At 55.3% G+C, this 23,400-nt stretch carries 21 protein-coding genes; 13 read left to right on the forward strand and 8 right to left on the reverse strand.

Translation table 11 applies throughout. The annotated features are described in order from the left end of the window. Window positions 1–192: 192 nt before the first annotated feature. Window positions 193–2,226, forward strand: a complete 2,034-nt coding sequence (locus Q0835_RS01475) for an ASKHA domain-containing protein (RefSeq protein WP_298957996.1) — start codon at window positions 193–195, stop codon at window positions 2,224–2,226. A gap of 24 nt (window positions 2,227–2,250) precedes the next feature. Here the strand turns inward: Q0835_RS01475 and Q0835_RS01480 are convergent, their stop codons facing one another. Next, a complete protein-coding gene (locus Q0835_RS01480; RefSeq protein ID WP_298957998.1) occupies window positions 2,251–3,372 on the reverse strand; it encodes a thioesterase domain-containing protein in 1,122 nt (373 codons plus the stop codon). 202 nt (window positions 3,373–3,574) lie between these two features. Then, window positions 3,575–4,561 carry a DUF1194 domain-containing protein gene (locus Q0835_RS01485; protein ID WP_298958000.1) on the reverse strand — a complete coding sequence of 329 codons (987 nt, stop codon included), beginning with the start codon at window positions 4,559–4,561 and terminating at the stop codon, window positions 3,575–3,577. 10 nt (window positions 4,562–4,571) lie between these two features. On the opposite strand from Q0835_RS01485, the gene Q0835_RS01490 reads away from it, so the two are divergent. Then, window positions 4,572–5,393: an enoyl-CoA hydratase gene (locus Q0835_RS01490; RefSeq protein WP_298958001.1), complete on the forward strand. Its 822-nt coding sequence runs from the start codon at window positions 4,572–4,574 to the stop codon at window positions 5,391–5,393. Between the two features lie 27 nt (window positions 5,394–5,420). Further along, window positions 5,421–5,861: a DUF3052 family protein gene (locus Q0835_RS01495; protein WP_363324437.1), complete on the forward strand. Its 441-nt coding sequence runs from the start codon at window positions 5,421–5,423 to the stop codon at window positions 5,859–5,861. A gap of 17 nt (window positions 5,862–5,878) precedes the next feature. On the opposite strand, the gene Q0835_RS01500 is transcribed toward Q0835_RS01495, so the two are convergent. Then, complete coding sequence (locus Q0835_RS01500; RefSeq protein WP_298958002.1) at window positions 5,879–6,754, reverse strand: AraC family transcriptional regulator; 876 nt, start codon at window positions 6,752–6,754, stop codon at window positions 5,879–5,881. Between the two features lie 179 nt (window positions 6,755–6,933). On the opposite strand from Q0835_RS01500, the gene Q0835_RS01505 reads away from it, so the two are divergent. The 4 genes from Q0835_RS01505 (at window position 6,934) to Q0835_RS01520 (ending at window position 9,450) form a co-directional block, all read left to right on the forward strand. After that, the gene (locus Q0835_RS01505) at window positions 6,934–7,464 is read left to right on the forward strand and encodes a CoA-binding protein (protein ID WP_298814766.1); all 531 of its coding nucleotides are present in this window, start codon (window positions 6,934–6,936) and stop codon (window positions 7,462–7,464) included. Window positions 7,465–7,575: 111 nt separating this feature from the next. Beyond that, a complete protein-coding gene (locus tag Q0835_RS01510) occupies window positions 7,576–7,779 on the forward strand; it encodes a hypothetical protein (protein ID WP_298958003.1) in 204 nt (67 codons plus the stop codon). A 134-nt stretch (window positions 7,780–7,913) separates the two neighbouring features. Continuing rightward, on the forward strand, window positions 7,914–8,039 hold the full coding sequence (locus Q0835_RS01515; protein ID WP_298958004.1) for a hypothetical protein: 126 nt from the start codon (window positions 7,914–7,916) through the stop codon (window positions 8,037–8,039). A gap of 130 nt (window positions 8,040–8,169) precedes the next feature. Beyond that, entirely contained in the window at window positions 8,170–9,450 is a 1,281-nt protein-coding gene (locus tag Q0835_RS01520) for an O-acetylhomoserine aminocarboxypropyltransferase (RefSeq protein ID WP_298814771.1), read from the forward strand. Window positions 9,451–9,503: 53 nt separating this feature from the next. Here the strand turns inward: Q0835_RS01520 and Q0835_RS01525 are convergent, their stop codons facing one another. The 3 genes from Q0835_RS01525 to Q0835_RS01535 form a co-directional block, all read right to left on the reverse strand. Continuing rightward, complete coding sequence (locus Q0835_RS01525) at window positions 9,504–10,037, reverse strand: dihydrofolate reductase family protein (RefSeq protein ID WP_298958005.1); 534 nt, start codon at window positions 10,035–10,037, stop codon at window positions 9,504–9,506. Window positions 10,038–10,191: 154 nt separating this feature from the next. Continuing rightward, window positions 10,192–11,298 (reverse strand): COX15/CtaA family protein, encoded by a 1,107-nt coding sequence (locus tag Q0835_RS01530; protein ID WP_298958007.1) that lies wholly within the window; start codon window positions 11,296–11,298, stop codon window positions 10,192–10,194. Window positions 11,299–11,501: 203 nt separating this feature from the next. Next, complete coding sequence (locus Q0835_RS01535) at window positions 11,502–12,851, reverse strand: hypothetical protein (protein ID WP_298958008.1); 1,350 nt, start codon at window positions 12,849–12,851, stop codon at window positions 11,502–11,504. Window positions 12,852–13,196: 345 nt separating this feature from the next. Here Q0835_RS01535 and Q0835_RS01540 point away from each other — a divergent pair, with 345 nt between their 5' ends. Further along, the gene (locus Q0835_RS01540) at window positions 13,197–13,412 is read left to right on the forward strand and encodes a DUF2842 domain-containing protein (RefSeq protein WP_298814783.1); all 216 of its coding nucleotides are present in this window, start codon (window positions 13,197–13,199) and stop codon (window positions 13,410–13,412) included. Here Q0835_RS01540 and Q0835_RS01545 read toward each other — a convergent pair. Further along, window positions 13,372–14,472: a polysaccharide deacetylase family protein gene (locus Q0835_RS01545; protein WP_298958009.1), complete on the reverse strand. Its 1,101-nt coding sequence runs from the start codon at window positions 14,470–14,472 to the stop codon at window positions 13,372–13,374. The genes Q0835_RS01540 and Q0835_RS01545 overlap by 41 nt on opposite strands. Before the next feature lie 192 nt (window positions 14,473–14,664). Here Q0835_RS01545 and Q0835_RS01550 point away from each other — a divergent pair, with 192 nt between their 5' ends. Continuing rightward, window positions 14,665–15,834 (forward strand): GNAT family N-acetyltransferase, encoded by a 1,170-nt coding sequence (locus Q0835_RS01550; protein WP_298958010.1) that lies wholly within the window; start codon window positions 14,665–14,667, stop codon window positions 15,832–15,834. Between the two features lie 26 nt (window positions 15,835–15,860). On the opposite strand, the gene Q0835_RS01555 is transcribed toward Q0835_RS01550, so the two are convergent. Further along, complete coding sequence (locus tag Q0835_RS01555) at window positions 15,861–18,350, reverse strand: GumC family protein (RefSeq protein ID WP_298958011.1); 2,490 nt, start codon at window positions 18,348–18,350, stop codon at window positions 15,861–15,863. A 196-nt stretch (window positions 18,351–18,546) separates the two neighbouring features. Here Q0835_RS01555 and Q0835_RS01560 point away from each other — a divergent pair, with 196 nt between their 5' ends. The 4 genes from Q0835_RS01560 (at window position 18,547) to Q0835_RS01575 (ending at window position 23,321) form a co-directional block, all read left to right on the forward strand. Then, on the forward strand, window positions 18,547–19,104 hold the full coding sequence (locus Q0835_RS01560; RefSeq protein WP_173006068.1) for a polysaccharide biosynthesis/export family protein: 558 nt from the start codon (window positions 18,547–18,549) through the stop codon (window positions 19,102–19,104). Between the two features lie 106 nt (window positions 19,105–19,210). Next, on the forward strand, window positions 19,211–20,443 hold the full coding sequence (locus Q0835_RS01565; RefSeq protein WP_298958012.1) for a glycosyltransferase family 4 protein: 1,233 nt from the start codon (window positions 19,211–19,213) through the stop codon (window positions 20,441–20,443). Further along, the gene (locus Q0835_RS01570; RefSeq protein WP_298958013.1) at window positions 20,440–22,065 is read left to right on the forward strand and encodes an undecaprenyl-phosphate glucose phosphotransferase; all 1,626 of its coding nucleotides are present in this window, start codon (window positions 20,440–20,442) and stop codon (window positions 22,063–22,065) included. The genes Q0835_RS01565 and Q0835_RS01570 overlap by 4 nt, the downstream gene beginning before the upstream one ends. 5 nt (window positions 22,066–22,070) lie before the next feature. Next, window positions 22,071–23,321, forward strand: a complete 1,251-nt coding sequence (locus tag Q0835_RS01575; protein ID WP_298958593.1) for an O-antigen ligase family protein — start codon at window positions 22,071–22,073, stop codon at window positions 23,319–23,321. Window positions 23,322–23,400 lie beyond the last annotated feature (79 nt).

The following is a 23,400-nucleotide window of genomic DNA, read 5'->3' on the forward strand; positions in this document are numbered from 1 at the left end:
GCGCTGCTTCATTCCCCTCCCGTTTTCGGGAGGGGTTTTGTGCATCACGAGGGCGCAGGAATACGCATCTGGTCTCTCCAGGCCCCACAGGAGGTTTGTTGTTGCCAATGTGCATTCCTTCTCCCGCGGTCAACGGATAGAACAAGCTTTTGTCGAAAATTGAAAAATCCATATGGTGACTGAACCAAAGCCATGACCGACACACCCCAGAACGCCAAAGTTGTTTTTCAACCCAGTGGGCGACGTGGCACCTTTCCCGTTGGCACCCCACTGCTTGATGCCGCTCGCTCACTTGGCGTCTATGTGGAATCGGTTTGCGGCGGACGTGGCATATGCGGACGGTGCCAGGTTGCTGTGTCCGAGGGGAAATTCGCCAAGGAAAACGTCATAAGCTCGGCAAACCACCTGGAAGGTGCGACCGAGGCCGAAACACGCTATGCAACCTTGCGCAAACTGCCCGAAGATCGCCGTCTTTCCTGCCAGGCGAAAATTCTCGGGGACCTGGTGATTGATATCCCGACCGACGCGCAAACCAACCGTCAGGTGGTCCGGAAACGCGCGGAAGCCAAGCAGATCGAGGCAGATAGCGCAATTTCGCTGGTGAGTGTTTCCATTGACGAACCGGACATGGAAACACCACGAGGTGACATCGACCGCCTTCGCGAAGCACTGGTCGCCGTAACTGGTCTTGCAGACCTCGTCTTTGATCCCGCCCTGCTTCCCGGCGTTCAGGTTCTGTTGCGCAAGGCAGGCTGGAACGTGACAGCCGCCATTCACCAGGATCCAGGATCGTTGCCAACGCTGATTGCGCTTTGGCCGGGAGAAAAGAAAGCCGTCTACGGACTTGCGGTCGACATCGGTTCCACGACCATTGCGGCACATTTGTGCAACCTGCAAAACGGTCGAACGGTCGCTTCGGCCGGCACATCGAACCCGCAAATCCGGTTCGGTGAGGATCTGATGTCCCGGGTGTCCTATGTGCAGATGAACCCGGCCAAACTTCCCGACCTGACCAAGGCGGTTCGGGAGGCAATCAATGCCCTTGTCGGTAAACTTGTCGGCGATGTCGGCGCTGAACGCTCAGACGTGCTCGATGCGACCTTTGTCGGCAACCCGGTGATGCATCATCTGTTTCTCGGCATTGATCCCGTGGAACTTGGTGGCGCACCGTTCGCACTTGCCGCCTCCGATGCAATGAACCTGGTTGCGCGTGATCTGAACCTGGAGCTCAATCCAGGAGCACGTGTCTACATGCTGCCATGTATAGCCGGGCACGTTGGCGCTGATGCAGCGGCAGCAACTTTGTCTGAGAGCCCATATTCACACGACGAAATCACTTTGCTGGTTGACGTTGGAACCAATGCGGAAATCGTTCTTGGTATCAAGGATCGACTGCTTGCTGCCTCCTCCCCGACAGGACCGGCTTTTGAAGGTGCAGAAATCTCTTCTGGACAGCGCGCCGCTCCCGGCGCGATCGAGCGCATTCGGATCGACAAGCAGACGCTGGAACCCCGCTTCAAGGTCATTGGCGTCGACGAGTGGTCGGACGAGGAAGGGTTTGCTGAGAAAATCGACAGCGTCGGTGTCACAGGAATTTGCGGGTCGGGCATCATCGAGGCCGTCGCGGAAATGTTCCTTGCCGGGCTAATCACGGAAGACGGTGTCATCAACGGCAATATGGCCACACGAACACCACGCATCCGGTCACAAGGCCGAACCTTTTCCTATTCGATCGCCGAAGACGGGGTGGAGATCTCAATCCTGCAGACCGACATTCGCGCAATACAGCTTGCCAAGGGTGCTCTATATGCCGGAGTGAAGTTGCTGCAGGACAAACTCGGCACCTATCAGCTTGACCGTATTCGTCTGGCCGGTGCTTTCGGCAGCTACATCGATCCCAAATATGCGATGGTCCTCGGACTGATACCCGATTGCCCCCTTGAAGGTGTGACCGGCGTCGGCAATGCCGCAGGCACTGGGGCACGCATGGCATTGCTCAATCGTGGTTTCCGCCGGGAAATCGAACAGACAGTGCGTGATATCGAAAAAATCGAAACAGCGCTTGAACCGAAGTTTCAGGAGCATTTCGTCAACGCGATGGCATTGCCGAACAAAGCAGATCCCTTCCCGAACCTGCGCGCTGCCGTCGAACTGCCGGCGCGTCAGCAAACATCATCTCCAGATACCGGCACCGGTGAGCGGCGCAGGCGCCGTCGGAGAGGATAACCGGCAACGAGTGTTGGAACCTGACTATCCCGCGCCTGCCAAACGGAGGTCCCAGGCTGGTGCCTCCGTCATCGTCATGTTCAGGCGATCGGCAACGTCCTTGCCAATAGCTAAGCCGTTTTTGCCAGCAACAGCACTCAGATGATTGCCCCGTACGCTCGACCACTCTGCCTTCGGCAAAAACCGATGCCAAGTATCCCATGGATCGCAGCTTTGCGGCTTAAGGCCACTTGCCCTGTAGAAGACGAGATGCTCACCATAGGCTCTTGGCTGATAAAGACCGCGCATACGCAGCAATTGCTTTCCAGCGTTTTCGTATCTTGGTGTGTGCCCGTAGACCCACTCCGGAGCCATTTCCGGATACTTGAGAGATGTGGGCCTGTAAAACCTGAAAAGTATGGGGCTCAGCCGCCGCGCCAGGACTTTTCTGGGCAATGACACCGATGTGGAAACGGTCGGACCCGTTTTGCACTGACCTGTCGTCATAGCGGCCTTGACTTTTCCCAGACGGCTGAGAATTCTCTTGCCGACTACGCGAGCCCAGACCCTGAGTGGCCACGCATGTTCGCTTTGATGCGTGTCGATCAATCCCAGAAAACAGACTTCCGAACCTGCAGCCCTCAGCTTCCGGGCAAGCTCAAGAGCAACAACGCCGCCAAACGAATAGCCGAGTAACCGCACCGGCACGTCTTTGAACCTTTGTTCAATAATGTGACGGCAGGCCTCAACTTCGTCTGCAACAATCGCAGGCTCCAGATGATGCCTTCCGAATTGAGTCTGGCGGACACCATAGACAGCACCTCTGAAATCGAGGCCCGCCAGGATATTTTTTAATTCAAGAAAGCAGCTTGCCCCTCCGGCGAAGACAAAAAGCGGCAAGCTTTCGTCCCCTTCCTTGAGCAAAATCAGTTTTGGAATGTCCTGGTACTGCCTTTGCCGAATGGCCTCGGCGAGAGACTGAATGTTCGGCCAGACATAAAAACAATTCACGTCGAGTTCTATGCCGGTGCTCTTGTAGACACCTTGAATGAATTTCAGAACTTTGTTGATGTTGAAATGATCATTGAGGTCTTCACCAGACATGACAATGCGCCCAAGCACATTGGACGCTTCTCTGGTCAATATTTTTTCGATGTCGAGCGACACCCTTCCCCCTAAAACCAAAACGACCTGCCAGACCCCTTTTATGCATACATAGCACAACCCTCGCTAGAAATGAGGGTCGAGTTTCCGTTATGGTAAACAAATGGAAAGCAAGAACTGCCAGCCAGCGACTTGCGAATAATGAAGCCAAGTCTCAGCACATCAACTGTGAAGTATTTCGCCGCGTTCGCGTAGAATCCGGTCTTCACGGATCCCAAAAATACTGTTGGCGCAGCCGCCGCCAAATTTTCTCACCAATCAGACAATCATAGGGCTCCCCAAAGCGGATTTGCGCCTTGAGGACCTTCGGCACTTCAGCCGGCACCCGTCCGCCGATTTCCAGGATCAGCTTGTGGCGCACCGCATCTGGAAATTGAGCCCACTCGATTACAGGGATCACAAAACTCGCCGGGCCGCCGGTCACGCACCGGCGATAGTATTCATCTAGGTCAGGAATATTGAACTGAAATCCAATGCCGCCTTTGGTCATCAATGGAAGCCCGTTGATAACAAGCCCCTCCTCCAGTGCGGCATCTCTCACAGGCGTCACCGGCAACCCCTGATTATTCGGTCCATCACCTGAAATATCGATGACTTTGCGATACGTTTCGAAAGGCACATCGGCAAGTATGGCGGCAGCATGCCGGATAGCGCCCGATATGGACGTACGGCGTTGTCCGAATGATCTGTCCTTCAGAACCTTATCGGCGAAAACCAACGCATCTTCCTGCGTTTCGATAACAGACCAGCCGACGATCTCGCGGGCGTGGTTTTCGTTGGCCCATTCGAACATCATCAGTGCAATCCGACCGTGCGCACCCAGCTCGATCGCGCGGACGACCTCAGGGCTTGAGATTGCCGCAGCGTAGCCTTTGCGCTGAATGTCAAGTTCTTCCGGTGACATGGAGCGGGAAACGTCGACCGCCAAAACAAGCGCAACATCGACTTTTTCCTGCCCTGCAGCAGGAGCAAGAAGGGCAAGAAGTCCCAGCAATGCGCCGGTCCAGGACCGGAATGGGGCAATCTTCCACATCAAGCAAGGATAACTGATCCGGCGCAACCCGTCAGCTGCCCGCTTCAAAGGCCTGATAAAGGATCTGTGATCGGAAACTTTACAGGGTGTTCCAATCGAACACACTGCTATGGAAGCCAGGATCGGATCAGGTATAAGACCAACAAAGGATCTGTTCACGGAGTGCCCCATGTCCGAAGCCGCAGCGAATGACGACGCCCAAAAGCCCTTGCTTTCCACGCTTCTTCACGAAGGCGTTTACCGCATCGTTATGCAACGTCCGGAACGCATGAATGCGCTTTCACGAGAGATGATGAGCGCGCTGTCGAATGAACTGACAAAAGCAGAAACCGATCCGAATGCGCGTGTCGTTCTGCTGGGTGCGGAAGGCAAGGTGTTCTGTGCCGGTCACGATTTGAAGGAACTGACCGCCGCGCGGGCCGAAAGCGACGGAGGAAAAGAAACTTACCAGGCAATCATGCGGCAGTGTTCGGACCTGATGCAGCAGATCGTCCGGCACCCGAAGCCCGTGATAGCTGTGGTGACAGGCGTTGCGACGGCAGCCGGATGTCAGCTGGTTGCATCGTGTGATCTTGCGATTGCAACGGATACGGCAACCTTCTGCACACCGGGTGTCAATATCGGTCTATTCTGCTCTACACCAATGGTTGCCCTGTCGAGAAATGTGGCTCCGAAACAGGCAATGGAAATGCTTTTGACCGGAGAAAGCATAGACGCATCGACCGCCAAGGACTTCGGTCTGATCAACCGCATCGTTCCTGGTGACTATCTGGAGCAGGTCGTCCAGAAATACGCCGAAGTCATTGCATCCAAGTCAGCAAAAACTCTCAAGATCGGGAAAGAGGCCTTCTACCGTCAGCTGGAAATGCCGCTTGCCGAGGCATACGACTTTGCCGCTGAGACCATGGTTGAAAACATGATGGCAAATGATGCGGAGGAAGGTATTTCCGCGTTCCTGCAAAAGCGCAAACCTGAGTGGACCGACACTTAAGGTGACCGGTGTTTCAGTGAACTGGGAATGACCATGACACAAGCTGGCTATTCCGGCCGCCCCCTTGCGGCAAAGCTCGGACTGAAACCCGGGATGACTTGCTGGCGACAGGGAATGCCACAGGAAATCGCCGAGCTACTGACGGTGCAGGAGCCAGCCCTGATGCTGCTCACAAGCGCTGAACCGGGTCTGGAATGTGCCCATGTCTTCATAACCGAGCGCGAGGATCTGGAAACTCAACTCTCACAGCTCAGAGAAAGTCTGGCTCCTGACGGCATGATCTGGATCTCCTGGCCTAAAAAAGCCAGCAAGGTGCCGACAACCGTCACCGAAGACGTCATTCGTGATATCTGCTTGCCAATCGGCCTTGTCGACGTAAAGGTCTGCGCCGTAGATGCAACCTGGTCGGGATTAAAGTTGGTTATCCGAAAGGAACTGCGCGCTCAACAGGCGGAAAACCTCTCCTGAATGCTTGAGAGTGTACATCACTGCTGAAGCGGCAAATAAATATCCGTGATTGCCTCGTGCTCGGCCACATCCGGAAAAAAGCTGACCCGTTCGACAAAAAGTGGAAAGTCCCGAAGGTCTTCGCCGCTAGACGGAAGCCACTTCCCATAGAGTTCACGGATTGCGTTGTCAGCGTATTGCAGCGGACCCTTGTGCCGGAAAACCGCACAGCGCCCACCGGGAATACGACCGGTTTCGACCTCAAAAGGGTTTTTCTCAACTGGCTTGTCGACCTGGCAGCAAATGCCGAATCGAAAGGCCTCGGCTGGCGTTGTCTTTGGATCATCGTAACAAAGGTTATAGGTCGCACTCCTTGAAGGTGGCGTACCAAAATCCTTGCGCCAGGCAACAAATTTTCGAACGGACGCAGGAACTTGCGCAGGCGGTCCACAGTGCTCCAGAACTGCGATCCGTGTTTCTTCAAAGGTTATGATTCGCACTTGTTCGGCACTGAGTTCAACGCTCGACATGAATTCTCCTTTCAAATCCAACATCGGTTGATAGACACTTTGCCAGCTCGACCAATCGGGCGACTTTCGAAACGCGCTCGGGCTCTGACCGAAGACGCGCTTGAAGGCGCGGGAAAAGCTCTCCAGGTTTTCGTAATGGGTGTTGAAGGCAACCTCGGTGATAGGTGTCTCCAGTCGGAACGCGAGTTGAATACCGGCGCGCCGAAACCGCATAAGGCGCTGATAATCGACAACTCCCATACCGAATAACGCAGAGAACAACCGCTGAAAGTGGAACTTGGAATAGGCTGCATTGGCCGCCAATACAGCAATATCCAAGGGCCTATCGAGTGTTGTATCGATCTCTTTCAACGTGTCCTCAAAACGCTTTTTGATTGCCTTCATCCAAGTTTCCCAAGCCTGTACCTTGTCTTTGGCTCACCTTGTCTAGACTGCTTCGGACCGAGCTGCCTGACCGCGCGTGCGCTTTTTCGAAAATTTGACCTTATGTGCACTCTGTCGCCCTTGCAGCATCCCCCGGTTTCGCATTGGATGGCGCGATATAGAAAAGGGATACTTTGACGATGAATCACGACGGATATTCCGATGCCTACATCAAAGGCATCCTGGATGAGGTCAAAACTGTTGCCATGGTCGGCGCAAGCGCGAACTCAGTTCGTCCGTCATTTTTTGTACTCAAGTATCTGCTTTCAAAAGGTTATGACGTTTGGCCCATCAACCCCGGTCAGGCTGGAAAGGAAATTCTTGGCCAGAAAGTATATGCGTCGCTGGAAGATCTGCCGGCCATTCCCGATATGATCGACATTTTCAGAAATTCAGAAGCCGCGGGACAAATTGTCGACCAGGTCATTTCGAACCAGAAGTTGCCGAAAGTAATCTGGATGCAATTGACGGTTCGCCATGATGAGGCCGCAAAACGAGCCGAAGATGCCGGAATAAAGGTGGTTATGAACCGCTGTCCCAAGATCGAATATGGTCGGTTGTCCGGTGAGATCGGTTGGGCGGGCGTCAACTCAAGGACTTTGTCTTCGAAACGCCCTTCCCTGAAATCCGGGTTCCAGCACCGAGGACTGTCCGGGGACAAAGACGGTTAGAAAAATGCTGCCAGCTTCGACACTGCATGTAATTGGTTTGGATGACGTCTTGTCGACCAAACCCTTTCAACCGGACATCAAGTCCGGAAACATGTTCGAAGAGGGGACAGAATGCAGGAACCGACCCTATTTACGGCGTTTGAACTGGTTTTGATGGCGATGGCCGGCCTGGTGTCATTCGTTTTGTTTGTGATCTCAAACCGCGCAAAACCTGGGTCACCTTTCGCCAACCGCGACGAAAGCTGGACCGAAAAAGGGTTCCATCGGCAGGTCAAAGGGTCGGAAAGGCGTTCATCGCAAACCAAACGCGCTTAAAGATTTAGGCTTGTTTGACGCGATGTTTCCTTGATCTTTGCACAAATGCAAAGAACGAATTTTCCTGTTTGTCCATATTGGCGGGTCAACACTCGTGGTTGCGGGTCCGCAATTCATAAGCACAGGAGGTGCTCATGGTTCCCTTGGTAAGTGACACAGTCCTCTTGGCACTGTGCCTGCCCATTCTGGCGATCGCCCTGGTGTTCGGTGTCTATTTTCTAATGAGACTGAACCAGGGGGACGATATCTCCAATCAGTAGTCCGTTTTGCGCCTTGATCGCGTTTTCGGAACTTCAATTTTTACTCCCGTCCGGAAATCGGAAAATCCTGCTTTGACCTGCCCGAGGCCTTCGGTCAAACTGGCCGCCAATCCAAAAGGGAGGTTAATAAATGAGCGAAAACATTCCGGGCTTTTCCACGCTTGCCATCCATGCCGGCGCTGCGCCTGATCCATCGAGCGGTGCCAGGGCAACACCAATTTACCAGACAACATCTTTTGTATTCGACGATGTTGACCATGCGGCCTCCCTGTTCGGTTTGCAGGCCTTCGGCAACATCTATACGCGCATCACCAATCCGACCACTGCTGTGCTTGAGGAACGGGTTGCTGCTCTTGAAGGCGGTACTGCCGCCCTGGCAACAGCATCCGGCCACTCCGCTCAGCTTCTGTGCTTTCACTCGCTGATGCAGCCCGGCGACAATATCGTTGCGGCCAACAAGCTTTATGGCGGTTCCATCAATCAGCTCAACCACTCCTTCAAAAGCTTCGGCTGGGGTGTAAAGTGGGCCGATCCAGCAGACATCAACTCGTTCGAAGCGGCAATTGACGATCGGACCCGGGCGATCTTCATCGAAAGCCTGGCCAATCCGGGAGGTATCGTCGTTGATATCGAAGCCATTGCGGCCCTTGCAAAGGCCAAAGGCATTCCGCTTGTCGTCGACAATACAATGGCTAGTCCCTATCTCTGCCGCCCGATCGAGCACGGTGCAGATATTGTGCTGCACTCCCTGACCAAGTTTATGGGCGGTCACGGCAACTCCATGGGCGGCATTATCGTGGATGGCGGCAGCTTTGATTGGTCTGCCAGTGGTAACTATCCATTGCTCTCGCAGCCTCGACCGGAATACCAGGGCATCGTGCTGCACGAGACGTTCGGCAACTTCGCTTTTGCCATCGCTTGCCGCGTCCTTGGCCTGCGTGATCTCGGCCCTGCGATTTCGCCGTTCAACGCGTTCATGATCCTGACTGGCATCGAAACGTTGCCGCTGCGCATGCAGCGACACTGCGACAACGCCAAGAAGGTTGCTCTTCATCTGTCGGGTCACGATAAGGTCAGTTGGGTGTCCTATGCCGCCTTGCCCGAAGACACGCACCACTCTTTGCAGCAGAAATATCTGCCCAAAGGCGCCGGTGCCGTGTTCACCTTCGGCGTTGAGGGCGGCTATGATGCGGGCGTCAATCTCGTATCCAAGGTGGAGCTTTTCTCACACCTGGCCAATATTGGCGATACACGCAGCCTGATCATCCACCCGGCTTCGACAACGCACCGTCAGCTCTCCGACGATCAGAAAGTCGCAGCAGGGGCCGGACCCGATGTGGTTCGCATTTCTGTGGGACTGGAAGACGTCAATGACATCATCGCCGATCTGGACCAAGCCCTTTCGGGGTAGACTTCCCAACCGGATCAATAAAAAGCCCGCCGATTTGGCGGGCTTTCTTCTGTCTAGGGTTGGACTTGAAACTCCTGAAACATATAGCCCCCATCGTAGGTGCGCGTTGTTGTGTTGACCATCTCGCAACCGTCACCAACGCCACCAAACAGCTTGACGCCCCTGCCCAGAAGGATCGGGGCTCGCTTCAAACGAAGGGTGTCAATCAGGCGATTGCTCAGGAGGTGGCCTGCGAACTCCCCTCCCCCGCAAAGGTAAATTGGCCCCGGTGCCTTCGCCTTCAGCTCTTTGATCTTTGGGAGTTCGTCTATTCCAACCACTTCCACGTCACTTTCTTCCGGAAGCTCCAGCGAACGGGAAAAAACATAGGTCCTCATGTTCTGATACGGGTTGGCTCCCGGCTCAAGCCCAAATCGGTAGCCAAATTCGTAGGTGTTCCGTCCCATGACTGCGATGGCGTATGTGCAGAGGCGCTCAAAATAGTCCTCAACAACGGGGCCCTCATGGGCAAATTTCGTGATGTCGTCGTCCGCACCGGCAATAAAGCCGTCAACTGAGACAGCCACGTCATAGATGATGGGTTGCATGATGTGCTCCGCAAGTAAATCCAATTGGCCGAAGGCGATTTTTCAGTTGGCCTTTACTTGATCACTGTCGGAGCACTCCTCTTTGATGGGCGAGAGCGGATTGCGCTGCAATTGATAGTCGAAACGTCAACGCCGGAGATCCACTCTTTGCAGACTAGGCCTTGTTTTGCAACGGGTAAGGCCCCTTCAACAGGGCCAAGTGATCCACGGCAGCCGCCAGGACAATCACTGCAAACCCTTGGTGAACCAATGCAATTGAAAGCGGAACATGCCACATCAGCGTCAAGATCCCGAAGATTGCCTGAAGCAAAATGAAACCGCCGACATGTGCGCCAGCCCGGCGCAACGCTGGACGGCTGCTGACACGGAAGGTGGCGACCGTTAGCGCCAGGCCGATAAACACCAGAATATAAGCGGTAATCCGGTGCTGGAACTGGACCGTCATGACATTCTCAAAAAAGTTGAGCCAGATCGGGTCCATAATGAAAAGCCCCTTCGGGATCACCTGACCGTCCATGAGTGGCCAGGTGTTGAACGTCAGCCCGGCATTCAGGCCGGCAACCAAACCACCCAGGAATATTTGCAGGAAAACAAATGCAAATACGAGTTTACTCAGTCCTGATAGTCGCGCCGTTTCTGTTTCGGTTGGCTCCGAAAGTGGGGTCAAACGTCGCGCAATCCGGAATAGATAGGCAAAGATTATCAAGGCCAACGTCAAGTGCACTGCCAGCCTGTACTGACTGACATCAACACGCTCAACCAGACCCGAAGCCACCATCCACCAGCCGACAAAACCCTGCAATCCGCCCAGAGCAAGTCCCAACAGGAGCCTCGGCTTCAGCCACGGTTCAATCCTTCCCGCTGCCCAGAACGCAACCATTGGGACGAAGAAGGCAACCCCAATGAACCGGCCCAACAGCCGGTGTCCCCATTCCCACCAGAAGATGAACTTGAATTCTTCCAGGCTCATTCCCTTGTTGATGAGCTGATACTCGGGAATCTGCCGGTATTTTTCCAACTCTTCTTCCCATTCAGCTTCACTCAAAGGCGGAATGACGCCATGAATGGGCTTCCACTCGGTGATGGACAGGCCCGATTCCGTAAGACGGGTTGCCCCGCCGACAACAACCATCGCCAGGATCAAAGCGCACACCATATAGAGCCACCAGCGGATCATCGCCCGGCTTTGCTGGATCCTTTGTCTTCTGGCTGGAATCAATTGACCTGTGCTTTCCTTAGCGCTGTCTGCGATGACGTTCATAAACCAGCCCCGGCCCTGTCACGTTTCCAATAAATCCCTTGGATGCCGAAATATAGGGGCTGCAGCATGTCGGCAAGGAGCCTGAGACACTTTGTGCCAATTCCAATGACATATCGTGCGGTTCAGGCCTGACGCGCAACCGGGACGCGCCTTCGAACCAGCCGCAATTCAGAGTTCACGCCTGCCGAAAGGCCCACCAGCCGCTAGCGAATGGCATCGTAGCCCGCTTTGAGCTTCTTGATTGCGCTGTTCACCTCATCAGCGTTCTTAACCACCTCTTCGACAATTGTCGCAGCATCACCTTCAGTGAGGGCAACTCCTGCCTTCTTGAGGGACGAGACCAGATCCAGAGCAGCCTTTTTCTTTTCGGTCGCCGTGATTTTTACCGCCGCCGGAACAGAAGTCAGTGCCTTCATGACAACACTCGACAAAATGGTCCAAACCAGACGAAGTGCCGTCATGCGCGCGTTGAAGCCACTCTTGCCGATGGAGCCCAAAAGAGATCCTGCAAGTTTGGTGATCTTTTTGGTGTCCCCTGCCATCGCCTCCGGAATATTGCGAGCCACATCTTCTCCGAACATGGCAACAGCTGCCTTTGTTCCTTTCCATGCCGCAAAAAGGGCAGCGTCCACGATCTTGTCCCACAGGGTCGGAGCATACGTTTTCAGCGTCTTTCGCGCAGCAAGAACAAGGCTGACGGCCTTTGCCCATTTGGGAAAGTTGTCTTTGTTCTTGGCTGTCCACTCGGCAACCTTGAGCCCGGTATCGGCGGCAAAGACGAACGGATTGGCAGAAGCGACCGCAAGCAAAAACTCCATTTCCATCTCGATCAGGACTTGCGTGGACTTCAGTTTCTTCCCCGCATGCGCAATCCCTGCGTAAAGAATATCTGTGACAAAGCCCTCCCTGTTTTGCCGATAGATCACCCCCTCTTTTGCCGTTGCAATGTCGGATGTGATCTGCTGGTAGGTGATGATGCCGTTGGGTTTGAGTTTGCCGCCTTCCCGCGTTTCATACTCGATGGCATGGATGATCAGGCGTTTGCCTTCAGGCGCAAGCCAAGTTTCGCCAGCCTTGACGGTGGCAAACCCACCCGGCGAGGCCGCATCTGCGAACCTTAAAAACCCACCAGGCTTGGTCGCGGCAATTTCCTTGTCAGTCAACGCACGCGGTACCATTGTCGGGCGCGTTGCCGGTTTTGGCTCCTCTTTCGGCTTTTCCGATGATCCACCACCTGACGGGCCGTTGTCGTCCGGCAGATCGGGAATGCTCATCCTTTGCCACACCGACGCCGAGTTCGGATCATTCATTGCAATTATTGTGCGCCCTGCTGGATCAACACGGGAATCAGGATGCCGGAATCCGACCACGCTGATCTGAAAGTCAGCGATCATTCCGCGCGTCTTCCTTCCGCTGATACCATCAGGAACAAGGTTTGTGCGCGAACCACCCATGAGTTCATTCAGTCGCGTTTGCACTGCGACGACATCGAGTTGGCCGTTTTTTCCCCATCGCCCGACAGAACCTGTAATGCCTATTGAAGAATTGATCATGTCAAACACCTTGCCGTTGATGACTTGATCCGGGTCGCAAGGCCAAAATCAAATGACCAACGCTCTTCCACGCACATGAAAGCGCTTCTGCCCCTTCGAAAACGTTATACGGGTCAGCTCGCTCGGGCCCAAAAATAACCCTGCGCCAAGTCAGAAATTTCAAATGTCTCAATCTGGCGACGAACGAACCGGTCAAACAGTTCGGGCCGCTTGCCGCAAAAAGCAGATCCGGGCTATAAGCTGCGCCGGATGTCTTCCGTTATGAAGCAAGATTTACGGGACACTCGCGGAGCGTGTCTGTGACAGCCATCACAATCCATCGAAAGATAATGGAAACCCTTGCAAATGGTCCCCTCGTTCAGAAAATTCGTTGGCATGGTGCTGCTGGTCGTGTTCGTAGTGATTTATGCGCTCACAGCGATGGTGATAGGTGACATCACACTGCAGGGGGCCTCATCCATCGTACGACTGATCTATTTTGCAATTGCCGGCCTGGTCTGGGTGGTTCCGGCCGGTGCCATCATCTGGTGGATGGAAAAAGGCGGGAAAAGCCGGACCTGACCCCAAATCCAGAGGCAGCCCACCGAGCCGCCCGGTAAAGCGCGAAAGGTGCTCCCGTCAGATACTGATCAACGATACCGGGATCCTGGAACCGGCCGTTGAGCGACACCCGTGGCAGCATCATGGGGTCGCGTGCGTTGGCGGACTGAAGAACCCCCGGCAACGTTGTCACAGAAGAGGCAAAGCCAATTTCCCTGACGATTTCAGCGTCCCGCAGACTGACAGCGTGCGACTTCCCATAAGGGTAGGCAAAGTGCTTTGGACGCCGGCCAAGCTCTTCTTCAAGCCGCCCCAGACCTTTGAGAACATCAGCGCGAGCTACAGAGGCCTCAAGCCGGGCCATCGCATAGTGTTCATGTGTGTGAGCGCCGATCGAAACCAATGGATCGGAAGAGAGTTCTCGCACCTGATCCCACGTCATCATCAGTTCGTCCGCCATCGCGGCAAGGTCCAATCCGTATTTCTCAGAAAGGGCACGAATGATTTTCCGCTGGTCGTATTCACCTATTTCCAGGGTCAGGTAATCAACGATCTTGTCGAAACAGGCGATCTTGTCATCTAGACTTGCGCAGGGAAGACCGCTGGCCTCACCGGCCTGGCTGAAAATCACCTCATCGTTTTCAGCAATGATCTTTTCCAGCGCCAGCCACCATAACTCGCATGTCCGGTCGATCAGGCCGCTGGTGATGAAAACAGTAAACGGTGCTTCGAGCTCTTTCAGGATCGGATAGGCAACCTCAAGATTGTCCTTGTACCCATCATCAAACGTCAAAACGGCGTAGCGATGATTGCCGTATCCTGATTTCAACAGATCGACGGCCTCGTCCAGCGCGATGATCTCGTACCCGTTGGCCCTGATCCGTTCCACGGCCAGGCGCAGAAACTCAGGGGTGATCTCCAGATGACGATTTGGTTGAAACGCGCTTGTACGGGCCGGCCTGACATGGTGCATCATGAAGACTGCACCACACCCTTGCGTAAACGGCGCCAGAACGCGATCGAGTCCGGTCCCTTTCAGGACCCGGAAAGCGCGTGAAACTGACTTGTGCCGAACTTTCATCTGGCGTGATGCCCATTTGTGAAGAAGGTGCCAATTAGGCACCGTTTCTTTAACAATTATTGCTAAATCTATCGAGACTTAATCTGATCTTCTAGCGTGCGATACGGTCTAAGCCCCATGATCGTTCAAAATGGTTTATCCGAGTGTAACAATCGTGTTCAAACGATCTTTGATGAGGTCGAGGAAAAGTCTGTGACCTCAACTTCCAGCCCTTGGCACCTCACCGTTCTCAATAGCCTTAGCGAAGCGCTACCATACTGGCAACAATTAAGAACTGCAGATTGTAGAAACCCGTACCAGTCTTCCGAATGGCTTTCATCATGGATTGAAACCATTGGAAAAGAACGCAAGATCAAGGCCGCCATCGTCGTGATCCAGGTCGAGGGAAAGCCTGCCGCAATCCTGCCGTTTGCGCTGGAGCGCAGAGGACTTGCCAGCACCCTTACGTTTCTTGGCCATCAAAATGGCAACCAAAACACCGGTTTATGGGATCCAAACTTTTATAGCGAAGTGACCAGGACGCAGATCGCGGACATTATGCGAGACGTTCAGATCCAGACTGGAGCGGACGTAGTCAGTCTATCGAACATTCCTGAACACTGGCGCGGCCGGCCGCACCCTTTGCTCAACGCATCTGCGACACAAAGTCCAAGTCCCATCTTCGTTCAGGATCTTCCTGAGGCCTTCGACGCATTCTTTCGGGAAACGCACAGCAAGTCATCACGCAAGAACCTGCTGCGCAAGCAAAGACACCTGCAGGCAAGCGGCGACTATCGCGTTGGAAGGGCTGTCGAGCCTGAGCAGGTGGTTCATGCCTTCCAAGCATTTTTGGATCAGCGCGAAAAACGGGCTGAAGAGGCCGGAATTCCCAATGCATTTTCAAGCCCCGAAGCTCAGGGGTTTCTGGCGCGGCTCCTAGGATTGATACCATCCGCTTTGGGTGAACAAACAAAGTCGATGGATATCTGGTTCCTGGAAACCGGGGGCGCCATTCGCGCGACCTATCTGTGCGTGGAACAGGACGGCACGCTTTACGCCTATAGCAACAGCGTTGCACATGACGACATGTTGCCAAACAGCCCTGGCCTGGTGCTGATCAAGGAAATCGTCGAATACGCCTGCGGTTCTGAGCAATTAAACGTTCTCGACCTCGGCCTTGGAGAGGAACGATACAAAACAGCCTGGACCAAGGCGGTCCCGCTCAAAGACCTTGCAATGGCGTTTACCTGGAAAGGGATCTTGCAGAAAAAGAAGGATGCGTTCCGACTGCAGATCAAAGCGGGCATCCGTAACTCGGACGTTCTCTGGCCTCTGGTCCGGCGCCTAAGGAAATTGAAAGCCGGCGTGAGCAGTCGCGGATAGGACAATCCGCTGGAACGACTTCATCTTCAAGCCGCGTGGCCATCTCCGTTACGACGGGGTCCCTTGCCACCTGCAATCACCACTTCCACCTTTGCCCCGGTATTGTGCGCCAGGAGATTGGCCGCGCTTTGCAGTTCATGTCCCTGGTCAGGCGCACTGGCGGCAATCAGAACCCTGTCCGCAAAGCTCAACATACGGGCGCTGGCCAGGGTCCCATCGATGGCGCCCAAATCGACGACGATGGTTTCATAAGTTGAATCAATCGCTTCCAAGGCAAGCTTGAACCGCTCAGCGTTGACCATGTCGTCGGTAATGGCTTCACGCCCTGCTTCAATAATATGGGCCTTTGATCCTGCGTCACGGTAGACGACCTTTGCGAAGGCCGCGTGGCCTGCAACAATATCGGCGAAGCCTTCAGCAGCCTTCGGATTGGACTGTTCCGGAAAGACTTCCATAATCAACGCGGACCGGCTCGAGCCTGCGGCCTTGCGAACGAGATCAAACGCCAGGTCGTGAGACAGAGCGTCGTCATCGACACTCAGAACGACAATGCGGCCACTTGGTTCAACCTCGTCGGCATAAGTTGCTGGAAAGTCGTCTTCTTCGTTTTTCAAGCGGCGCTTTTTCCCTAGCGCTGCGGCAGCCATCGCTCCCTTCGCCGCGTCGAAAGCAGTCTTCGTCTCGCGCGCAGAGCCATCGTCAGTGACCGGTTCCGGTACTTCATTCGCCTCCTTGCCGCGCATGCTCCCGATCCAGTCGGGTGCAACGTCGTGATCATAGCTGTTGCGGTCACGCAGGCTGCGCTTCTTGCGCCCATGCTCGGTGCCTGACCGAGTCGATTTTTCAGGTGTGTCTTCGAACCGGCCTTTTCTGGCCTCGGCTACAGTGTGGTCGTCATTGTCACCGAGTGCGCCGGGTCGCTCAGCTTCACGGAAACCGGTGTCCATCCGATAGTTGGAAATGGTTTGGCTATACCCTCGCTCCCAACCCAAACTGTCGTCTGGTCCTGGACCGATGTTTCTCGAGCGGCCGGTTTCCGGTGACGCATAAGCGACGCGCTCGCCAGATTGATCCTGCGATGCACCGGCAAATGCCGGGTCGACCTGGTTCATGCGGTATAGGGCATTGCCGCTCAAAAACTCGCGCATCAGGACAAAGGCACAACCAAGAATGAATGTGACAAGCGTTGCGATAATCGTGCTGGACATGATTTTCGGAGAATCAGGCTCCACCGGGATGGCCGCCTGGGAAATGACCCTCGCGTCAGCAGGCTGCACCAGCGCCCTCAACCGCGAATCCGCTTCCTGATAGCTTAGCAACAGTTGATCAAGCTGCATCGCCTTGGCATTGGCCTCGCGCTCAAGTTCTGCCAGACGGGCCTGATCCGCATTGGATTTTGCGGCAGCCGTTTTCAGATTGTCCAAACGCGTTTCCAGTGCCTTGGCCTGCTGTTCTGCGACCTTGGCATCGTTTTCCAGTCCCTGAAGGATCTTGCGTGCTTCCGATATGATCTGTCTGTCGTAGTCACCCAGCTGCGACTTAAGCGCCTTTAGCTGCGGGTGGCTTGGCAACAGAGTGATGGACAGCTCGGCGATATTGGACTGAATTTCGACCTGCCGTTCACGCAAACGCTGGATCAGGGGAGAATTGAGAACGTCGCTGGCGGTTTCGAGCGACCCGCCTGAGTTCAAAAGCTCACGGATGAGATCTGCCTTGGCCTGCGATTCTGCCTTGACAGCCTGGGCTGCGGAATAATCGCTGCTGGTTTCGCCAAGCTGCTGCTGGTTCAACGGAATGTTGTCGGCACCAATGAGCAGATCCGCCCGCGCCCTGAAATCGGCAACCGCCTGCCTTGCCGCCTGCACTTCCTTGCGCAGCTCCAGGATCTGGGGCTCAAGCGCGGCTGACGCCTGTTCGGTGGTCTGGCGCTTTGCGTTTGATTGAAGCAGGAGGTACTGATCGACGATAGTGTTGGCTACTTTTGCCGCGAGCACCGGGTTTTCGGCTGTGTAATCGACGGCGATGACACGTGACCCGTCGAGACGATAGATGTCCAGGTTCTCATAATAGTGTTTGAGCACCCTCTCCTCTTCGCTGTTGCCGGCAGAGGTGCTGCCCAGACCAATCATCGACAGGAGACCTTTTACCAGGCCGCCCGACCGTTGGGCTTCGAATTCAGGTATTGCGGCCAGGTTGAGTTTGCTGGCGACACGGCGAGCCAGATCAGCGGACATGAGAAGCTGCGCCTGGCTGGCGACGCCTTCTGCGTCAAGCAGAGCTCTTTCTTCTTCCACACCACGTGAGGCACCCGGAAAATTGTTGTCCGTGCTCTCAATAATGATCCGCGCCTCGCCTTTATATTTAGGCGCAACGAACTGAAGTCCCAGGAAGACCGCAGCGGCAACGATCAGTGTCAGCGGCAAGAGCCAGCTCAGTGACCGTCCAATGGCACGCAATAGACCGCCCAGGTCCAGCGCCATGTCGTCGTCAGGAAGGGTCTGCCGCTCAGCATTCATCGTTAGAAACTCCAAGGTTCCGGCAAACTATGTCGAATTAGGGTAAGCGATCAGTTAAACTGTCCCAAATCCCGTCAGATCTGCTGTTAATTTTTTTCCGGGGGATTCATTCATCCCTCCTTTGAGTGTTTTTTTCTCTTCACCCTCAATTAACCATAACACGCGATGCTATCTCCGAATTGTAGGAGAGTCGTTGATGCGAATGAGAGCGCTACTTGTCCTGGGCATCTGCCTGGGCCTTGCTGCTTGCAGCGGGTACAGGCAGCCGCCGACAGCATTTCATGAAACACTGACACAGCCCTATCTCTTGGATTCAAGCGACAGGCTGCGCATCATCGTGTTTGGTCAGGACGACCTGTCCAATACCTATGTCGTTGATCAAGCTGGATATATTTCCTTTCCACTGGTTGGAAGCGTTGCGGCTCGCGGCAAGACCCAGCAAGGGCTTGCCTCAGAGATTGCCGGCAAATTGCGGCAAGGTTTTATCCGCGACCCGGATGTCTCCGTGGAGATCGACACCTATCGTCCGATCTTCTTGATGGGAGAGGTGCAAAATGCAGGCCAGTATAACTATGTGGCCGGCATGACAGTGCAAAATGCCATTGCCACTGCCGGTGGATTTTCGGCCAGGGCACAGCAATCGAACGTCGATGTCACCCGTCAGATCAACGGTGAAATCCTAAACGGACGTGTGCCCATTTCGGACCCTGTCCGGCCTGGAGACACAATTTATGTCCGCGAACGCTATTTCTAGAGATCCACGAAGTTAACCGCGGACTCACCTCCCTTTGCTAGTGTGCAGTCTCAGAGCTCCACAGGTTCAATAAGAAACCCGGGGGCGAGAACAGGGAAACTGCACCATGACAACGACTCCCATGCGGATCGTGCATTGTGTTCGCTCGCCTATCGGCGGGATCTTCCGTCATATCCGCGATCTGGCGACAGCCCAGGCGGAAGCGGGACACGATGTCGGCTTAATTTGCGATAGCACTACGGGCAGCGCTTTCGACAATCGAGGCGTGGAAGAGCTTGAACCAAAGCTGGCTCTCGGCCTGGCTCGCTTTCCAATGCAGCGTCAGCTGACCTTTAAGGATCTCACGGCAACGCTATCGCTCTATCGTCATATCCGGGACCTGAAACCGGATATCTTGCACGGACATGGTGCCAAGGGGGGCGCTTACGTGCGCCTGATCGGCAGCATCTTGAAGCTCCGCGGTCAGAAGGTGTCCCGCGTTTACTGTCCGCATGGCGGCAGCCTTCACTACGATCCGAACCGGTTCGAAGGCCGGGTCTATCATACAATTGAAGGCATGCTTGGGCGTCTGACTGACGGCCTGGTTTTTGTCTCGGATTACGAAGCTGCGGCTTACGAGAGCAAGGTCGGTCAACCGCGCGCGTTGTCACGGATTGTCTATAACGGGCTGACGCCCGCCGAATTTGCACCGGTCAGCGTTGACGAGAGCGCTGCCGATTTCCTCTATATCGGTATGCTGCGTGATTTGAAGGGACCGGATCTCTTCATTGAAGCGCTCCACAATATTCGCTTGAGGACCGGTCATGCCCCACGTGCGCATATCGTCGGCGAAGGCCCTGATGAAGAGCGCTACCGCAACATGGTCAAAAGGTTCGACCTGGAGCGTGCCGTCACGTTCCACGGCGCCCTGCCCGCCCGCGAAGCCTTCAAGCTTGCACGAAATGTGGTTGTCCCGTCCCGGGCGGAGGCAATGCCTTACATCATTTTGGAAACTGTTGCCGCGGAACGCCCGCTGATTGCGACCCGCGTCGGCGGAATTCCTGAGATCTTCGGCAGATATTCCAATCGACTGATCGAACCGGGCCACATTGGCAAGCTGACCGTTGCGATGGAAGCGGCACTTGAAAGCCCCGAGCAGATGGCAAACGGAGCAAAGGAACTTCGCAGCTGTCTGGCCGAGACTTTCTCGACCGAGCTGATGAATGATCGCATCACAACGCTTTACCAGGAGCTGAAAGGCATCAAACCGGCTGATCAGTCTGTTGCTGCTCCGGCAAACGGTCTTTCCGGTGTTGCGCGTGCGCAAACAGCACTGGCGAGGTCGAGCAACAGATCATGAGCAGCCACGCCCTAAAACCGACGGAGCCGATCGAGCCCAAGGCATTTGCTGCAAAGGCAGGTGTTGGTTCACGCGCTGACGACCTGGACGACCGGCTGGAAAAGCAATTCCGGGATTCTCTTCAGGGCATCACCGACCCCGACAACAATCAGAAACTGTCCGGGAATGGCTCCAGCTTGAGCGTGGAAGCAGCTGAAATTGCACAAGGCCTTGGTGGCAAGGGGCTTTCGGCGCCCGTGCTGTCAGGGTTTGTGCGCCTCACCGACATTCTGCTGGTCGCCGGGTCGGCTTTGGTCGCGGCAGTTGCAGGTCAGGAGCCTTCCGGTTTCGAGCTGGAAAACGTCTTTGCAATTGCGGCGGCGCTGCTGTTCACGCTGGCCTTTTTTCAGGCTGCGGATGTTTATCAGGTCCAGGTCATGCGCCAGGGCCTTTCACAGCTTGGCCGTGTCGCTGCCGGCTGGACCCTTGTTTTCGCGATGTTCGCTCTGCTTCGCTCCACGACCGGCGTCGGCATCGGGCTGGCGGAGGCATGGATCGGCTCGTGGTTTGTGTTTGGACTGACAGGGCTCTGCCTTTCCCGCGTCATCATCTCCCAACTTGTGCGCCGCTGGATGACGTCGGGCCGGTTGGAACGGCGGGCAATTATCGTGGGAGGCGGTACGGCTGCCGCGGAGCTGATACACGAACTTGAAGCCCAGCCGGGAAACGATATCCGCATTTGCGGCATCTTCGATGACAGGTCAAATGATCGCTCGCCGCCGGTGGTGGCGGGCTATCAGAAGCTTGGCAACATCAGTGCGCTTGTAGAATTCGCCCGGCTTGCCCGCATCGACATGCTGATTGTGTGCATCCCCTTGCGCGCTGAAAAACGTGTGCTGGAACTTCTCAGAAAGCTTTGGGTTCTGCCTGTCGACATTCGCCTGTCGGCCCATACGGACAAGGTCCGTTTCCGCAATCGCGCTGCGTCCTTTATCGGCACGGTTCCGTTTGTGGATGTTGTCGCCAAACCAATTGCCGACTGGGACATGGTCGCCAAGCGGATCTTCGATCTGGTGTTCGCGACACTTGCCCTTGTCGCCCTCTTCCCGGTGATGATCGCAGCGGCCGTTGCGATCAAACTCAACAGCAAGGGTCCGGTCCTTTTCCGGCAGAAGCGCTATGGCTTCAACAACGAGGTCATCGACGTCCTGAAGTTCCGGTCGATGTACACCGACATGGCGGATCCCGACGCAAAGACCGTCGTGACCAAGGGCGATCCGCGTGTCACCAGTGTCGGACGCTTCATCAGAAAAACCTCCATCGATGAGCTGCCGCAACTGTTCAACGTTCTGGCAGGCAGCCTGTCGCTGGTCGGTCCGCGTCCGCATGCGGTCAACGCTCATACGGACAACAAGACCTGGGATGACGTCGTCGACGGCTACTTCGCCCGTCACAAGGTCAAACCGGGCGTCACGGGCTGGGCGCAGATCAACGGCTGGCGCGGTGAAGTCGACACGCCGGAGAAAATTCAGAACCGTGTCGAGTGCGATGTCTACTATATTGAAAACTGGTCCCTGCTTTTCGATCTGCAGATCCTGTTTCTGACACCGTTCCGCCTGCTCAACACGGAGAATGCCTATTGAGCGTCATGGCTGGCACACATGGCGGCCCACCTCTGGTGCGTGCGTCTGTCGGCCTCCCGGCTAAAAGCCTGGGAAATGCGGCACTGTGGCTTGCAGCCTTCCTGTCAGGTTTCGTTATTGAAGAACCGGCACCTTACGAACTCTACATGGTGCTGCTGTCGGTCATCTGGCTGGCATTCGGACTGAAGCTGCGCCCGGAATTCGGCCCTCTGATCATCTGCATGATGCTTTATGTCGCCGGTGGTGTCGCCTCGATCCCGATGGCGCAGGAATTCGGCGATGCGGTGATGTATATCGCCGTCTCGGGCTTCCTGGCGATAACGGCGATCTTCTATGCCGCTATCCTTGCCGATGAGCCGGACCGCTTCCGTGTCATTCAAAACGGTTACACGATCAGCGCGGTCTTTGTGGCGATGATCGGGATTGCCGGCTATTTCAATCTGTTTCCGGGCGCTGAGTATTTCACGCTTTACAGCCGGGCACGCGGCACCTTTCAGGACCCGAACGTCTTCGGACCGTTTCTGGTGCTGCCGACGATGCTGATCATCCAGAAGCTGCTGCGCGAGTCCGTCATCAGGAACTTTGCGCTGCTGGTGCCGCTTGCCATCCTCCTGCTCGGCATCTTTCTCAGCTTCTCACGCGGTGCCTGGGGCGTTCTGGTGGCAGCCGTTCTTGTGGTCTATTTCCTTGCGCTCGTAACAGAGCAGAGCAACCGCCGGCGCGCGCGTCTGGTGTTTCTGGGCTTTGCCGGCATTCTGGCCTGTGCCGGTCTGCTTGCCGCAGCCCTTTCCATCGACACCGTGTCGGACATGTTTTCCCAGCGCGCGCGGCTCGTTCAGGAATATGACGGTGCCCGCCTCGGTCGCTTTGCCCGCTATGCGCTCGGTTTCCAGATGGTGATGGAATACCCGCTCGGCCTCGGTCCGCTGGAGTTCAACAAGTACTTTCCCGAAGACGAACACAACGTCTACCTGAAAGGCTTCACCACCTATGGCTGGCTCGGCGGGTTCGTCTATATCGCGATGGCGCTCTGGACAGTCTGCGCTCTGGTGCCGCTCCTGTTCAAGTCCCGGCCCTGGACGGCGTTCACCCAATGCGTCTTTGCGGTCTTCGTGGCGCATCTGATCCTGTCGGTGATTATCGACACCGATCACTGGCGCCACATGTACATGCTCTATGGCCTTGCCTGGGGCATGATCGCGACGGACAAGATCGAGCAAAAGCGCGCACGCAGACAAAGACTGGCGGTCGCGTAAAGCCCATTAGACCGGTTTCAAAAATCTCACAGGACGAGCGCAACAAGCTGCTTGCGCTTGCAAAGCGAACAAGCTAGGT

The sequence above is a fragment of the uncultured Roseibium sp. genome, from assembly GCF_947499295.1.
Taxonomy (GTDB): Bacteria; Pseudomonadota; Alphaproteobacteria; order Rhizobiales; family Stappiaceae; genus Roseibium.

Coding starts and splice junctions, on each gene's coding strand:
- Q0835_RS01475 (WP_298957996.1), top strand. CDS start 193: ATGACCGACACACCCCAGAACGCCAAAGTTGTTTTTCAACCCAGTGGG.
- Q0835_RS01490 (WP_298958001.1), top strand. CDS start 4,572: ATGTCCGAAGCCGCAGCGAATGACGACGCCCAAAAGCCCTTGCTTTCC.
- Q0835_RS01495 (WP_363324437.1), top strand. CDS start 5,421: ATGACCATGACACAAGCTGGCTATTCCGGCCGCCCCCTTGCGGCAAAG.
- Q0835_RS01500 (WP_298958002.1), bottom strand. CDS start 6,754: ATGAAGGCAATCAAAAAGCGTTTTGAGGACACGTTGAAAGAGATCGAT.
- Q0835_RS01505 (WP_298814766.1), top strand. CDS start 6,934: ATGAATCACGACGGATATTCCGATGCCTACATCAAAGGCATCCTGGAT.
- Q0835_RS01510 (WP_298958003.1), top strand. CDS start 7,576: ATGCAGGAACCGACCCTATTTACGGCGTTTGAACTGGTTTTGATGGCG.
- Q0835_RS01515 (WP_298958004.1), top strand. CDS start 7,914: ATGGTTCCCTTGGTAAGTGACACAGTCCTCTTGGCACTGTGCCTGCCC.
- Q0835_RS01520 (WP_298814771.1), top strand. CDS start 8,170: ATGAGCGAAAACATTCCGGGCTTTTCCACGCTTGCCATCCATGCCGGC.
- Q0835_RS01525 (WP_298958005.1), bottom strand. CDS start 10,037: ATGCAACCCATCATCTATGACGTGGCTGTCTCAGTTGACGGCTTTATT.
- Q0835_RS01530 (WP_298958007.1), bottom strand. CDS start 11,298: ATGAACGTCATCGCAGACAGCGCTAAGGAAAGCACAGGTCAATTGATT.
- Q0835_RS01535 (WP_298958008.1), bottom strand. CDS start 12,851: ATGATCAATTCTTCAATAGGCATTACAGGTTCTGTCGGGCGATGGGGA.
- Q0835_RS01540 (WP_298814783.1), top strand. CDS start 13,197: ATGGTCCCCTCGTTCAGAAAATTCGTTGGCATGGTGCTGCTGGTCGTG.
- Q0835_RS01545 (WP_298958009.1), bottom strand. CDS start 14,472: ATGAAAGTTCGGCACAAGTCAGTTTCACGCGCTTTCCGGGTCCTGAAA.
- Q0835_RS01555 (WP_298958011.1), bottom strand. CDS start 18,350: ATGAATGCTGAGCGGCAGACCCTTCCTGACGACGACATGGCGCTGGAC.
- Q0835_RS01560 (WP_173006068.1), top strand. CDS start 18,547: ATGCGAATGAGAGCGCTACTTGTCCTGGGCATCTGCCTGGGCCTTGCT.
- Q0835_RS01565 (WP_298958012.1), top strand. CDS start 19,211: ATGACAACGACTCCCATGCGGATCGTGCATTGTGTTCGCTCGCCTATC.
- Q0835_RS01570 (WP_298958013.1), top strand. CDS start 20,440: ATGAGCAGCCACGCCCTAAAACCGACGGAGCCGATCGAGCCCAAGGCA.
- Q0835_RS01575 (WP_298958593.1), top strand. CDS start 22,071: ATGGCTGGCACACATGGCGGCCCACCTCTGGTGCGTGCGTCTGTCGGC.